The organism is Cobetia sp. BL01 (assembly GCF_056493605.1).
The window spans coordinates 110,315-125,278 of the sequence record NZ_JBVBEE010000002.1 but is presented as its reverse complement, the minus strand read 5'-3'; the positions used below and the strand labels follow the sequence as shown (position 1 = coordinate 125,278).

Here is a 14,964-nt window from a genome sequence, read left to right as displayed (position 1 = left end):
GAGATCACCTCAGCCGCACAGGCGCAGCTCAAGACCGTGCGTGATGTGCAGGAGACGGTCGAGAAGCGCATGAATGACGCGCTCAAGCAGGTCACGCTGCCACTGGAAGAGATGGTGTCGGCAATGACAGGGAGCGCGGCGGGCAAGGCGAGCAATGATGCCAGCGACGCGAAGGGCAGCAGCTCGTCCGGTGCCTCCAGGGCGCAAGGCGCCAGCACCGGGCCTGCCGCTTCCAAGGCAGCATCAGCGGCTACTGAGTCAGCAGCGCCGGCAAGCAAGCCCGCCGCGCGCAAACGTGCTGCACCCAAGAGCACGGCTTCCAAAAGCCCTGCTACCAAGAGCACTGCTTCCAAGAGCGCAACGCCCACCAGCAGCACGGCCAGCGACAGCACTGCAAAACAGAGCACGGCAAAACCGAGCACTGCGAGCACGGCTGCCAGCAGTACAGGTAGCTCAGCGGCGAAGACCTCCACGCCGCGCAAGACAGCTGCCAGCAAGACGACTGCCAACAAGACGACCGCGAACAAGACAACTGCGGCCAAGACGACGGCGAGCAAGTCAGCCTCTGACAGCAAGCCGTCAGCGGCCGGCACCTCAACCGGCGGCGCTGCTTCCACTGCCTCGGGCTCCAGCAGCACGGCGACATCGCCCGCTGCCAAGCAGCCTGCGACACAGAGCAAGGCGGCGGCCAGTGCTCCCAAGAGCACCGCGGCAAGCAAGCCGGCGGCCTCCAGCAAGACGACAGCCAGCACCACCAAGCGCGCCGCGGCCAGCAAGTCGGCCGCCAGTTCGACGGGGAGTGCGAGCACTGGAAGCACTGCCAAGACAGCCAGCAGCACAGGTGCTGGAAGCACAGCCAAGGCTGCTGGATCTGCCGCCAAGAGTGACACTGGCAGTGCGGCGGGTGCAGATGCCAAGAGTGATACCGGCAGTGCAGCGCCCAAGCCGCGCCGTGGCCGTCCCTCCAACGCCAGCAAGGCCGCCGCCGCCAAGGCAGCGGAAGAGGCCAAGAAGGACGAGGCCAAGCCTGCGGCCAGCAAGACGGATGGCTCAGCGGGCAATGACAAGGACACTGGCAAGCGCTGATCAGCGGCACCACCAGCAGGACGTTCTACAGCAACGCCAGCCCTCAGGGCTGGCGTTGTGCTTTCGAAATTCGTCAGCGGTGTCTCGAGGCCGCATCCCTTGCCCCTTCCAGCAGCTCGATCATGGCGCTGGCGGCATTCGAGAGGGTGCGGTTGTTGTGATAGAGGTAGCCGAGCTGGCGCTCGATGGGGCGGTGGTCGATGGGCAGGATCTCGATCTCGTCGTCGATCATGCTTTCCGGCAGCACGCTCCAGCCCAGGCCGATGGCGACCATCATCTTGAGGGTCTCGAGGTAGTTGGTGGACATCGAGACTTCCACCGAGAGGCCGTCACGCGCGAAGGTGTCGATGACGATGCCACGCGTGAAGGTCAGGTGGCCCGGCAGCACGGCGTCGTGCTGTGAAAGGGCGGCCAGCGGCAACGCCTTGTGTCCCGCCAGCGGGTGGTCTCGTCCGCACACGAAGCGCATCTCGTCCAGCCACACCGGCACCACCGTCAGATTGGGATCGCGATGCGGTGCCAGAGTGACGACGGCCAGTTCCAGCTCCCCATCCAGTACGCCCTGATAGGCCTGTTCCGAATCCAGGAAGCGCATGTCCATGCGTACCTCGGGATGGGACATGGTAAAGGCCTTGAGCAGTGGCGGCAGACGGTGCAGGCCCACATGGTGGCTGGTCGCCATCGTCAGGCTGCCTTTTACCTCGCCGGACAGATTGCGCAGCGCGCGCCGCGTGTCATCGTGCATCACCAGAATGGCACGGGCCCGCGGCAGCAGGATATTGCCGGCCTCCGTCAGGGTGACGCGCCGCCCGATGCGATCAAACAGCCGCGCGCCGTGGAGCTGTTCCAGCTGCGCGATGCGTTTGGAGACAGCGGGTTGTGTCAGGTGCAGCTGTTCGGCCGCCAGCGAGAAGGAGGCGGTTTCCGCGACGGCAACGAAGGCCTGAAGAGAGGGAGTGTCCATGTGAGGCAGCTATCCTGTCATGAGGGCGTTCAGAAGAATGATCTTCCGTGCGATCAGGGGGAATGTCGGCTGAGACAATGGTATTCCTTCTGGGAATCCAAAGCATGAAAAACATGAATTGCTTTTATTCATCGCCGCCGAGTACTCTTGATGACACAGGACGCGGCGGCGATGCTCGAGCCTCTGGTGGCAAGCCACCTGCGACATGGCTCGCACGACCGCCCCGCCATCAACACTGGACGACACACCTCATCAAGGGGCCGCCACGAGCCCCGAGGCAGCAAGCGCTCTTACCGTAGGGCGCCACGAGGAGACACGACATGGCCAGCCAGACCCTTTATGACAAGTTGTGGGACCAGCATCTGGTCAAGCAACGTGAAGACGGTACTGCACTCATCTACATCGACCGTCACCTGCTGCACGAAGTGACGTCGCCGCAGGCCTTCGAAGGGCTGCGTCTGGCCGGTCGCAAGCCGTGGCGTCTGGATGCCAACCTGGCAACGCCGGACCACAACGTGCCGACCTCTCTCAAGGAGCGCGCTGCCGGTATCGCGGGGATCGAGGATGAAACCTCTCGCATCCAGGTGCAGACCCTCGACGACAACTGCAACAGCTTCAACATCGAGCAGTTCACCATCAATGATGCGCGTCAGGGCATCGTGCACGTGGTCGGGCCGGAGCAGGGCGCGACCCTGCCGGGCATGACCGTGGTGTGTGGCGATTCCCACACCGCGACCCACGGTGCCTTCGCGGCACTCGCTCACGGTATCGGCACCTCCGAGGTCGAGCACGTGCTCGCCACCCAGTGTCTGATCCAGCGCAAGATGAAGAACATGCTGGTGCGCGTCGATGGTCGTCTCGGCACTGGCGTCACCGCCAAGGATGTCGTGCTCGCCATCATCGGTGAGATCGGCACCGCCGGCGGTACCGGCTATGCCATCGAATTCGGCGGCTCCGCCATCCAGGACATCTCCATGGAAGGCCGCATGACCATCTGCAACATGGCCATCGAAGCCGGTGCACGGGTCGGTCTGGTCGGGGTCGATGACATCACCATCGATTACCTGCGCGACCGTCCCTATGCGCCGAACGCCCAGCAGTGGGAAGCGGCCGTGGCCGACTGGCGCAATCTGGTCTCCGATGCAGACGCCGAATTCGACAAGGTCGTCGTGCTCAAGGCGGAAGACATCGCCCCGCAGGTCACCTGGGGCACCAGCCCGGAGCAGGTCACCAGCGTCAATGGCGTGGTGCCGGACCCGGCAGCCGCCAACGATGACACCGAAGCGCGTGGCATCACCCGTGCGCTCGAGTACATGGGCCTCAGCGCTCAGCAGAAGATCACCGACATCAAGCTGGACCGCGTGTTCATCGGCTCCTGCACCAACTCGCGTATCGAGGACTTGCGTGAAGCGGCGCGCGTGGCCGAAGGCCGTACGGTCGCCAAGAGCCTCAAGCAGGCGATGGTCGTGCCGGGCTCTGGCCTGGTGAAGGCACAGGCGGAAGCCGAAGGACTGCACGAGATCTTCCTCGCCGCGGGCTTTGAATGGCGCGAGCCGGGCTGCTCCATGTGTCTGGCGATGAACGCCGACAAGTTGGGCGCCGGCGAGCATTGTGCTTCCACCTCCAACCGCAACTTCGAAGGCCGTCAGGGCTTCGGTGGGCGTACGCACCTCGTCAGCCCGGCCATGGCCGCCGCTGCCGCGATTGCGGGTCACTTCGTTGATGTTCGTGACTTTGCCCCCATTCCTACTTCCGATACCCACGCAGCCTGAGGAGGCCCGACATGGAAAAGTTCATTCGCCAGCAGGGCCTCGTGGCACCGCTCGATCGCGCCAACGTCGATACCGACCTGATCATCCCGAAGCAGTTTCTGAAGTCGATCAAGCGTACCGGCTTCGGCCCGAACCTCTTCGATGAGCTGCGTTATCTCGATGAGGGCTATATCGGTCAGGACATCAGCAAGCGTCCGCTGAATCCGGATTTCGTGCTCAATCAGCCGCGTTACTCAGGCGCAAGCGTGCTGCTGGCGCGTCGCAACTTCGGTTGCGGCTCCTCGCGGGAGCACGCGCCCTGGGCACTGACCGACTTCGGCTTCCGTGTCGTCATCGCGCCGAGCTTCGCCGATATCTTCTACAACAACTCGTTCAAGAACGGCCTGTTGTTGATCACCCTCGACGAGGACACGGTGGATCGCCTGTTCAAGGAAGCCGAAGCGGTGGAAGGGTATCGTCTGGATATCGATCTCGAGGCGCAGGCCGTCATCACGCCGTCCGGTGAGTCGATCCCCTTCGAGGTGGACAGCTTCCGCAAGCATTGCCTCATGGAAGGCCTGGATGACATCGGTCTGACCCTCAAGGATCAGGACGCCATCGACAGCTTCGAGACGCGTCATCGCGCCGAGCGTCCTTGGCTGTTCCGCGATGGCAAGACGGCCTGATCTGTCCAGCGTCACGCCAGTCAGCGCCGCAGTCGCAACACATTCGTCATGGCTCGCCGTCCAGAGTGGCAGCGAGCCCAGTCTCAGCACCGGCGGTGAACCGTCGGTCTTGCCGGATGCTCTCCGGCCCAAGGAGTTCCAGATGAGCCGCAATATCCTGATTCTGCCCGGTGATGGCATTGGCCCGGAAATCACGGCCGAAGCCGTGAAGATCCTTGAAGCCGCACGCAGCGAAGGGCTGGACATCACGCTGAGCGAAGGCAAGGTCGGTGGTGCAGGGTATAACGCGGCGGGCCATCCGCTGCCGAAGGACACGCTGGACGCCGCCAAGGCGGCAGACGCCATCCTGCTCGGCGCGGTCGGTGGGCCGCAGTGGGACAAGCTGGAAGATATCTCCCTGCGTCCGGAACGCGGCCTGCTGGGGCTGCGCAAGGAGCTTGAACTCTTCGCCAACCTGCGCCCGGCAATTCTCTACCCGCAGCTGGCCGAGGCCTCCAGCCTCAAGCCGGAAGTGGTGTCCGGTCTGGACATCATGATCGTGCGTGAGCTGACCGGTGGCATCTACTTCGGCCAGCCGCGTGGCATCGAGACGCGCGACGGACAGCAGGTCGGCTACAACACCTACGTCTACTCAGAATCCGAGATCGAGCGTATCGGCCGCACCGCCTTCGAGATGGCCCAGAAGCGCAACAAGAAGCTGTGCAGTGTCGACAAGGCCAACGTGCTGGAAGTCACCATGCTGTGGCGTGACGTGATGGAGCGCATCTCCGCCGACTACCCGGATGTCGAGCTGTCGCACATGTACGTCGACAACGCCGCCATGCAGCTGGTGCGTGCACCGAAGCAGTTCGACGTGGTGGTCACCGGCAACATGTTTGGCGACATCCTCTCGGATGAAGCCGCGATGTTGACCGGTTCCATCGGCATGCTGCCGTCCGCCTCGCTGAATGCCAGCGGCCAGGGCATGTATGAGCCGTGCCACGGCAGCGCGCCGGACATCGCGGGTCAGGGCATCGCCAACCCGCTGGCGACCATCCTGTCAGTGGCGATGATGCTGCGCTACTCGCTGAATGAAGCGGCGTGGGCCGAGCGTATCGAGAAGGCGGTCGGTGTGGTGCTGGATGAAGGTCTGCGTACCGCCGATATCGCCTACGCTGGCACTCGCAAGGTCTCCACCTCTGAGATGGGCGATGCCGTGCTGGCCGCCTTCAAGGCCCAGGCGTAAGGCAAGACCCGCGTGAACGCCGCTCGTGAGTGGCGTTCACGCGAGATGATCATGAGGAAGCCTGGCGTGCGTCGCTGGGCTTTCGTGTCAGGACCTGCGGCTGGAGCGTTGGGCAAGGCTCGCCTCGTGTGAGTTGCCTGTGCTCGCTGCGGGTCATTCCTGTGCCGGGAGCTTCGGTGTCTTCCGTGTTCCCGGCCGTGCATGAACAAGGAGAACAAGCATGTTGAAAGTCGGATTTGTCGGTTGGCGTGGCATGGTCGGTTCCGTGCTGATGCAACGCATGCGTGATGACAACGATTTCGCCGGTATCGAGCCGGTATTCTTCTCCACCTCCCAGGTCGGTCAGGCCGGCCCGGACGTGGGCACGCCGGTGCCGGCGCTCAAGGATGCCAATGACATCAATGAGCTGAAGGCGCTGGACGTCATCGTTACCTGTCAGGGTGGCGACTACACCAAGCAGGTGTTCGGCCCGCTGCGTGAAGCCGGCTGGAAGGGCGACTGGATCGATGCGGCCTCCACCCTGCGCATGGAGAAGGATGCCGTGCTGGTGCTGGACCCGGTCAATCGTCACGTGATCGATGAGAAGATCGGTGCCGGTGCCAACACCTTCGTCGGCGGCAACTGCACCGTCAGCCTGATGCTGATGGGTCTGGGTGGCCTGTTCGAGGCCGGCATGGTCGAGTGGATGACTTCCATGAGCTACCAGGCGGCGTCCGGCAGCGGTGCGCGCCACATGCGTGAGCTGCTGACCCAGATGGGCCAGCTCAATGGCAGCGTGGCCTCGGAGCTTGCAGACCCGGCCAGCGCGATTCTGGATATCGACCGCAAGGTGACCGCCACCATGCGCGGCGATGATTTCGCGACCCAGCAGTTCGGTGCGCCGCTGGCCGGCTCGCTGCTGCCGTGGATCGATTCCCCGATGGAATCCGGTCAGACCCGCGAGGAGTGGAAGGCCGGTGTCGAGGCCAACAAGATTCTCGACAGCCAAGGCAACCCGATCATGATCGATGGGCTGTGCGTGCGGATCGGTGCGATGCGCTCCCACTCCCAGGCCTTCACCGTCAAGCTCAAGCAGGACGTGCCGCTGGACGAGATCGAAGACCGCCTGGCCAAGCACAACGACTGGGTCAAGGTCGTCGCCAACACCAAGGAAGACAGCCTCAAGCACCTGACACCGGCTGCTGCTACCGGCACCCTGACCGTTCCGGTCGGCCGTCTGCGCAAGCTGGCGATGGGTGGTGAATACCTGTCTGCCTTCAGTGTGGGTGACCAGCTGCTGTGGGGGGCCGCGGAGCCGCTCAAGCGCATGCTGACCATTCTGCGGGAACATCGCGCCGCCTGATCATCACGATGGCTGGCCCTCGCGGTTGAGTGCCATGGCGTGATGCAAGACGTCGCCCCCGACTCCTCGGAGCCGGGGGCGACTTTTTTGCGCTCGAAAATTCTGCAATCGAAAATCCTGCAATCGAATATCCATGCACTCGAACGTCCCTGACGAATGTCCTGGCGGACCATGTCCGGGTTCCCGGTCATGTCCCGAATGCCCAATGAAGGGTGATTGCGATGGTCGGTCGTGCCGATGATCGGCAGTGCCATGGGCAGCAGATGACCGGCATGTCATTCCAATGACTGACCGGCTTCATTCCGGCTTGCGCATTTTTTGCGAATTTGGCTGGCGATGTTGATGCATGATGGCATCTCGTATGCATATTTGAGTATCGTGTCAGCCGGATGAGGTGGAGCTGGTCACTCCTGTCATCCGGGGAGCAGGTGGGCTATCAGAGGGGACGACGCCCGCTAGCGTTGAAATTTTTCTGGCTGAGTCGCGCCTTGCCTGAATCATGAGGCGGACTCTCTGGTATCTTATATGTAAGAATACGTAACATAATGCGCCGGCCGGACACTGAATCGGTCGCATACGAAGGGACACTCAATGGGACGCAAGCTTCCTCTCGCACTGGCGATCTCCTTCGCCATCTATAGTGCTCAGGCCTTGGCGGTCGGCATGGAATCGCCGCGATTGCGCTCGAATCTGAATCAACCGCTGGATGCCCGCATCGGCCTGACAGATACCTCCGGGCTTGATAGCAGCCTGATCAAGGCGAACGTCTCCGATGCCGCCGCCTTTGCGCGTGCCGGTGTGGACCGCAGCTATGTCAGTGATGACGTCAAGGTGGCCATCAAGCAGCAGGGCAGCCGCTATTATCTTCAGCTGACCACCAACGGGGCGGTACGTGAGCCCTATGTGGATCTTCTGCTGGACGTCGAGTGGCCCAATGGCAAGCTGCAGCGTCAGGTCACGCTGCTGTTCGATCCGGCGGGCTATTCCAGTCAGCCGGCACTGGTGACGCCTTCTGGTGCGCGCTCACGTCCGTTGGCCGACACGGGGTCGACACCCTCGCGTTCCGTGGTCTTCCGTGACAGTGGTCAGTCGTCCTCGGCAAGCGCTGCGCCCGCGGCGGGCGAAACGCCGTCAAGCATCAAGGTACGCAGTGGCGATTCCCTGTGGACCATCGCACGACGCGTGCGGCCGGATGCCGGGGTCAGCATCCGTCAGACCATGCTGGCGATTCAGGAAGCCAATCCCAGTGCCTTCCCGGGCGGCAACATCAACAAGCTGAGGGCGGGGGTGGTCCTGAGCGTTCCCGATCGCGCCACCATGCTGGGCCGCTCGCGCACGGCGGCCGATCGCGAAGTGCGTGAGCAATATCAGCAGTGGGTCGCGGGGGCGCAAGGCAAGACCATTCCTGCTCCGGCCAGCAAGAAGACGACGTCCGCGTCTCCGAAGGATACCGCCACGGCCAGTGAGGCGCCCGCTGCAGCGCCCGCTCCCAGTGGCCCCGCCAGTGCGGGTGCTGACGGCAAGCCGCGCCTGACGCTGATCGATGAAGAGGCCACGCCAGCGAGCAAGGCGGTCGCCAGTACGCAGATTTCCGCGGGCAGTCAGCAGGCCATCGATGAGCTGTCGGATCGCCTCGAATCGCTGGAAGACCAGTTGCTGACCAACCAGCAGCGTCTGGATCAACTGGAGCAGGAGCGTGACGACCTGCGCAGTGAAGTCGCTTCATTGCGCAGTGAAGTCGGTGAACTGCGTGCTTCCCTGGCCGAGCGTACCGAGCAGCTGGAAACGGCCAAGGTATTGCTGGCTAAGCAGAACCGTCTGCTGGTCAACAGCGGCATCACTCCCTTGACGCTACCCGAGAGTCTGGTCGCTGCCGGGGTGGATCTGGGCCAGCCGCGTGATGGTGAAGGCAATCTCGTGTTGCCCAGCCAGCCCTGGCCGCAGGCGACGTGGAAGTGGGTACAGGACAATCTGATGATGGTGGGCGGCGCGGCGGGAGCATTGCTGTTGCTGCTGTTGCTGTTGCTGCGTCGTCGCTCGGGGCCGAAGGATGACTCCAGCATGAGCTTCGCGGATGCCGTGCGTCACAACGACCAGGATCTGCAGGACCCGTCACGGGGTGCCTTTGGTGCTGCAGCGGGTACCGCTGACAGACAGGTCCCGGAAGAGGCGTCTGCAGTGGCAAGTCGTGGCTCTCACACTCTTGAGCCTCTGGCCCAGCCTGAGGCCGCTGCCATCAGCGAGGCGGATATCTTCATCGCCTATGGACGCTTCGATCAGGCGCAAGCCCTGCTGGAAACCGGTCTTGCAGACGATGAGAGTCGTCAGGACCTGCGTCTCAAGCTGATGGGAGTGCATGGAGAACTTGGCAATCTCGAGGCGCTGAATCACGAAAGCGAGAAGGTATTGGCGGCGGGCAATGCAGAAGAGCGTGAAGAGGCTCAGGCGCTGCTCAACCGTTACGCCGGAATGGGTAGCCCCATGCGTGCTGCCATGGGTGGCGCGGTGGCCGCAAGCAACGTGACGCATCTCTCCGGTGTCGTCAGTCAATATGCCCAGTCCCTGCGTGTGCCATCCTCGGCCAGCGCAGCCTCTGAAAGGCTGGCGGCAGGTGGCGCGAACCTGCAGGACGATGAGCGCGAGCCGGAGGGTGACGTGTCTGACTCTTCAGGCGAAGGGCAGGACAGTGGCTCGTTCGAGGATGACTTGCACGCTGATGCCGCCGTCACGAATGACACTCCGGCAGACGTAGGAGTCGCATTCGAGCCCGGCCTCAAGGGCAAGAGTCCCGAGCACGGAAAGGCGGCACCCGATACCAGTTTCTTCAGTGACAACGTGATCGATTACCAGGCGCCGGAACTGACGCTTGATGACGGTGTGGAGCCTGCGGCAGTGGCAAGTGCCGAGAAGGCGGACGAGGCGCTCAAGGGTGAGGCGGTCGAATTTACCTCCGCCTCCATCAATGAGGAAGGTGAATCTGCGAAATCCAGTGCACCTTCAGGCGACGAGGTGGCGCCTGCAAGCGCCTTTTCAGCAGCCGACGAGTTGCCGTCGCTGGATAGCATGACGCTGGAAGAGGTGGATGTCCCTCGTCGTGATATCTCGCAATTCGAGGTGGAGGAAGTGGCGTTCGAGTCCGGGGATCAGGATAATGCCTATCCCTCTGTCGGCATGGCAGGGGCAGGGGCTGGCGCCCAGGATAGCGTGGCCTTCCAGCAGCTCGAGGAAGCCCGCCAGTTGCTGGTGGATGGTGAGGATGATCAAGCGGCAGCGCTGCTTGAGCCGCTCGCCTCCGCCAGTGACGGGATGATCCGTGAAGAGGCGCTGGCGTTGATGGAGCGCTTTGGTCTGACCTGATGCCCTTTTTTACACCGCTTGATGATAATGAAAGACGCCCGGGGCGCATCGCTCTGGGCGTCGAGTATGATGGCAGCCGCTATTGCGGTTGGCAGCGCCTCAGCCACGCACCTTCCGTGCAGGAAACGCTTGAAAAGGCGCTTTCCAAGGTGGCTTCTACTCCCATCACCGTCCACTGCAGCGGGCGCACCGATTCAGGTGTGCACGCCGTGCGTCAGGTCGTGCACTTCGATACCCCCGTGGGCCGCAGCCGCAAGGCATGGCGCATGGGCGGCAACGTCAATCTTCCCCCGGATATCGGTATCCATTGGGCGGTCCCCGTTCCCGATGACTTCCATGCCCGATTCAGCGCCATCGCGCGTCGTTATCGCTACATGATCATCAATCAGCCTTTTCGGCCGGTGATGGAGCGTCACAACGCCACCTGGTGTCGTGAACCCCTGAATGTCGCCGACATGCAGGCGGCGGCCGCCCATCTGGTAGGGGAGCTGGACTTCTCGGCCTTCCGTGCGGCAGGTTGTCAGTCGCGCTCGCCACGACGCCACGTGCATTTCATCGAGGTGAGTCGTCACGGCCAGCTGGTCATGATCGACATCCAGGCGAATGCCTTCCTGCACCACATGGTGCGCAATATTGCCGGTACCTTGATGGCCATCGGACGTGGCGAGAAGCCTGTCGAGTGGATCGTCGAGCTGATGCGCGGGGGAGATCGCACGCGTTCGAGTGCCACGGCAGCAGCCACGGGACTTCACTTCGTCGACGTCATCTATCCGCCGCGCTATGAGCTGCCCAGGGAGCCGCTCGGGCCTGGTCTGGTGGCCCATCTCGGGGAGTGGACGGGAGAGCGTCCCTTGCCGGATTGCCCGATGGTACGCTCACGCCTGGCCCGTGCCGAGGCCGAGGGTGCCGAAGAGGCGCGCGCGGCGGGCAAGCTCAGTGAGCAGGAAGCCATCCGGCTAGGCAATGTGGCCCGTGAAGCCGAGCGCCTCAGTCGCGAGCATGAACAAGCGATTCCTGCGGCAGGCGACCCTGCAGCAGGCGCTGAGGATGACACGCTGACGGCTGCCACCCAGAATGAATCCTCACGTTGAACGGAGTGATCCCATGACCGAGATGAGCGCTCGTGCGAGCCAGCGTACCCGGATCAAGATCTGTGGCTTGGCGCGTGAGCAGGATATCCGCGACGCCGTGGCGGCAGGTGCCGATGCGCTGGGCTTCGTGCTGTGGCTGGGCAGCAAGCGTGCGGTCGATGTGGCGCGATTGGCCGAGCTTGCCGCATGCGTGCCGGCCTTCGTGACACGGGTCGGCCTGTTCGTGGATGCCAGCGCCGAAGAGATTGCCGCAGCGGCGCCACATCTCGATCTGCTCCAGTTGCATGGCAATGAGACGCCGGAACAGTGCCGGGCGGCAGGGCGGCCCTATATCAAGGCGTTGCGAATGCGTGACGGGATCGATCTCGCCGCAGAGGCGGCGCGCTACCACGACGCGCGTGGCTTGCTGCTGGATGCCTATCGCCCTGGCGTGCCCGGTGGCACCGGCGAGACCTTCGACTGGTCGCGCATCCCGGCTGATCTGCCGCTGCCGGTTATCCTCGCCGGTGGTCTTGAGTCAGGCAATGTCGCCGCGGCGGTGACGCAGGTCGCCCCTTACGCGGTCGATGTCTCCGGCGGTGTGGAAGCCGCGCCTGGCGAGAAGAGCGCCGAGCGCATGCAGGCATTCTGTCAGGCAGTCCGCTATCGGCGCTGATTTGCCGGCAAGCGCTGCGACCCTTGCGCTGCTTTCGTCATCAGCCGCGAGGGCCGCAACGCTCAATTGGCATCTCGCACTACCCGCAAGGGGGGCGAAGCCGCTACAATGACCCCCAGAATTCGGAAAAGTGGCCGTACGACCAATGGGTTGCACGGTCTTTTCCATTGGCACTGCCCTGTGATGGTAGCTGCCCGCCATATTGCCGGGGCGTGAGCGCCCTGGAATATGTGCCAACTCGCATGGCCGCCGACAGTCGTCGAGCGGTGCCCAGAACAGCAGCAAAACGGAAGCCTCCCCACCATGAGCTGGCTTGACAAGATTGTGCCGTCAATGAGCCGTATCCAACGCAAGGATCGGCGTACCTCCATTCCTGACGGCCTGTGGCGTAAATGCCCCAAGTGCGAAGCAGTCCTGTACCTTCCGGAGCTGACCAAGCACGACAACGTCTGCCCGAAGTGTGACCACCATCTGCGTCTCACTGCGCGTGCCCGTCTGTCCTGGTTCCTCGACAGCGAGGGTCGTGAGGAGATCGCGGCAGATCTGGAGCCGGTCGATCGCCTCAAGTTCCGCGATTCCAAGAAGTACAAGGATCGCCTGAGCGCCGCCCAGAAGCAGACGTCCGAAAAGGATGCGCTGGTCGCCATGCGCGGCACGCTTTCCGGACAGCCTGTCGTGGCCGTCGCCTTCGAATTCAGCTTCATGGGCGGCTCCATGGGGGCCATCGTCGGTGAGAAGTTCGTGCGTGCCGCCGAACTCGCGCTGGCGGAAGAAGTGCCTCTGGTATGCTTCGCGGCCTCCGGTGGCGCGCGCATGCAGGAAGCACTGTTCTCCCTGATGCAGATGGCCAAGACCTCCGCTGCGCTCGAGAAGCTCAAACAGGCAGGCGTACCGTACATCAGCGTGCTGACGGATCCGGTCTTCGGTGGCGTATCGGCATCGCTTGCCATGCTGGGCGACCTGAACGTTGCCGAGCCGAATGCCCTGATCGGCTTCGCTGGCCCGCGTGTCATCGAGCAGACCGTGCGCGAGAAACTGCCGGAAGGCTTCCAGCGTTCAGAGTTCCTGCTCGAGCATGGCGCGGTCGACATGATCATCCATCGTCGCGACATGCGTGAGCGTCTGTCCAGCATCCTGCTCAAGCTGCAGGGTCTGCCGGTCAAGGCTGACGTGCAGGCACCGGGGGTAGATGCCACGGAAGTCGTTGTCGAAGGTGAGGCTGTCGAGGCTGCACCGAGCGAGCCGCAGCCTGCAGAGCCGCGCTCCGCGGTTGACAGCGTGCTTGACGAGACATTCTCCGCCGACAAGCCGCAAGGCGTTCGTCGCGATGGCTGAGCAGGCCAATGCGCCGGGCCACTGCAGCACCCGAGAGGTGCTGCAGTCCCGTGAGCGGCCTCCGCTGAGCGTTGCTGCCCTGCATGAGGCCGTGCCACGCGAGCTGTCACTGCAAGACTGGCTTTCGCGTCTGGAGCGCCAGCATCCCGTCAGCATCGACATGGGGCTCGCCCGCGTGCAATGCGTGGCTGAGCGTCTGGGGCTTGTCGGCCCCGGGGCTCGTCGCATTGGCGAGCGGGTCATCACCGTGGCCGGTACCAACGGCAAGGGTTCCACGGTCGCCATGCTCGAGGCGCTCGGGCGTGCGCATGGTCTGACGACCGCGACTTACACCTCTCCGCACCTGCTGCATTACAACGAGCGCGTGACCCTCGATGGGCAGCACGCCAGTGACGACGAGCTGATCACTGCCTTCGAGCAGGTGGATTCGGCGCGTCATTCGGATGCGGGAGATGGGCAGGGCGTGATCAGCCTGACCTACTTCGAGGCCGGCACGCTCGCTGGCCTGTGGTTGATCGCTCAGCGACAGCCACGGTTGGCGATTCTGGAGGTCGGTCTCGGCGGGCGTCTGGATGCCGTCAACATTATCGACTGCGATGTGGCGATGATCACCACCGTGGCACAGGATCATGCTGCCTTCCTGGGCACGGACCTCGAGAACATCGGCTTCGAGAAGGCGGGTATCCTGCGTGCAGGGCGCCCGGCCATCTTCGGCTCCGATCACTTGCCGAGCAGCTGTGCCGAGCACGCCCGCTCGCTGGGTGTGACGCCTCAGGTGCTGTGGCAGGACTTTGTCTGGCAGGACGCCTGCGAGCAGGACCTCGCCTCCCCGGCAAGGTCGTCAGCGGATGGGCTCTGGCACTGGCAGCGACTGAGCGACCCCATCATGACCCTCGAGGCACTTCCGGACCCCGGCCTGCCACGCGACAACGCGGCCAGTGCGCTGAATGCGCTCGTCGCGGCCGGTGTGGCGCTTGAGGTGTCATGCGTGCGCCATGCCATGGCCAATGTCCAGCTCAAGGGGCGCATGCAATGGGTCCAGCGTCATGGGCGTGACTGGTGTCTGGATGTGGGGCACAACCCGCATGCGGCAGGTTATCTGGCCAGTCGTCTGGCGGCGCGTGAGCGTTCCGCTCGACCGCGTCTGGTGCTGCTGGCCATGCTGGGAGACAAGGACGCACGAGGCGTGATCGAGGCGCTGTCGCCCGTGGTGGATGGCTTCGTCGTGGCGACACTGGGCGGCGAGCGTGCTCGCCAGGCCAGTGAGCTGGCTGCCGTGGTGCGTGCCTGCCAGGGGACCGTGCTGGCGGAATGCGATTCGGTCGCTGAGGCGGCGAATTGGCTGGTGGAGCATGCCACCGCGGGGGAGGTGCTGGTCTGCGGCTCCTTCTTCACGGTCGGCGAAGCGCTGGCATGGCTTGACGACGAGGATGCCTGAGGTGAAGCAGGACCGCGGTCATTGGAATCCGGGT

Annotated in this window: 10 protein-coding genes; 9 read left to right on the top strand and 1 reads right to left on the bottom strand. The window is 63.6% G+C overall.

The features are described 5' to 3' along the window. Window positions 1–1,159 precede the first annotated feature (1,159 nt). Complete coding sequence (locus tag ACZYGA_RS04225) at window positions 1,160–2,050, bottom strand: LysR family transcriptional regulator (RefSeq protein WP_077372378.1); 891 nt, start codon at window positions 2,048–2,050, stop codon at window positions 1,160–1,162. Window positions 2,051–2,370: 320 nt separating this feature from the next. On the opposite strand from ACZYGA_RS04225, the gene leuC reads away from it, so the two are divergent. The 9 genes from leuC (at window position 2,371) to ACZYGA_RS04180 (ending at window position 14,930) form a co-directional block, all read left to right on the top strand. Next, window positions 2,371–3,822, top strand: a complete 1,452-nt coding sequence (gene leuC / locus ACZYGA_RS04220) for a 3-isopropylmalate dehydratase large subunit (RefSeq protein WP_141392273.1) — start codon at window positions 2,371–2,373, stop codon at window positions 3,820–3,822. 11 nt (window positions 3,823–3,833) lie between these two features. Next, entirely contained in the window at window positions 3,834–4,487 is a 654-nt protein-coding gene (leuD, locus tag ACZYGA_RS04215) for a 3-isopropylmalate dehydratase small subunit (RefSeq protein WP_191236725.1), read from the top strand. 142 nt (window positions 4,488–4,629) lie between these two features. Further along, window positions 4,630–5,712 (top strand): 3-isopropylmalate dehydrogenase, encoded by a 1,083-nt coding sequence (gene leuB, locus ACZYGA_RS04210; RefSeq protein WP_479398417.1) that lies wholly within the window; start codon window positions 4,630–4,632, stop codon window positions 5,710–5,712. A 220-nt stretch (window positions 5,713–5,932) separates the two neighbouring features. Then, a complete protein-coding gene (gene asd / locus ACZYGA_RS04205) occupies window positions 5,933–7,054 on the top strand; it encodes an aspartate-semialdehyde dehydrogenase (protein WP_084209075.1) in 1,122 nt (373 codons plus the stop codon). A gap of 591 nt (window positions 7,055–7,645) precedes the next feature. Then, complete coding sequence (locus tag ACZYGA_RS04200; RefSeq protein ID WP_479398415.1) at window positions 7,646–10,411, top strand: type IV pilus assembly protein FimV; 2,766 nt, start codon at window positions 7,646–7,648, stop codon at window positions 10,409–10,411. Continuing rightward, window positions 10,411–11,502: a tRNA pseudouridine(38-40) synthase TruA gene (gene truA / locus ACZYGA_RS04195; protein ID WP_479398414.1), complete on the top strand. Its 1,092-nt coding sequence runs from the start codon at window positions 10,411–10,413 to the stop codon at window positions 11,500–11,502. Before ACZYGA_RS04200 ends, truA begins: the two co-directional genes overlap by 1 nt. A 22-nt stretch (window positions 11,503–11,524) precedes the next feature. Then, window positions 11,525–12,157 carry a phosphoribosylanthranilate isomerase gene (locus ACZYGA_RS04190; RefSeq protein WP_479398616.1) on the top strand — a complete coding sequence of 211 codons (633 nt, stop codon included), beginning with the start codon at window positions 11,525–11,527 and terminating at the stop codon, window positions 12,155–12,157. Between the two features lie 303 nt (window positions 12,158–12,460). Continuing rightward, complete coding sequence (gene accD, locus ACZYGA_RS04185; protein ID WP_479398412.1) at window positions 12,461–13,492, top strand: acetyl-CoA carboxylase, carboxyltransferase subunit beta; 1,032 nt, start codon at window positions 12,461–12,463, stop codon at window positions 13,490–13,492. Then, the gene (locus tag ACZYGA_RS04180) at window positions 13,485–14,930 is read left to right on the top strand and encodes a bifunctional folylpolyglutamate synthase/dihydrofolate synthase (protein WP_479398410.1); all 1,446 of its coding nucleotides are present in this window, start codon (window positions 13,485–13,487) and stop codon (window positions 14,928–14,930) included. Before accD ends, ACZYGA_RS04180 begins: the two co-directional genes overlap by 8 nt. Window positions 14,931–14,964: the final 34 nt, after the last annotated feature.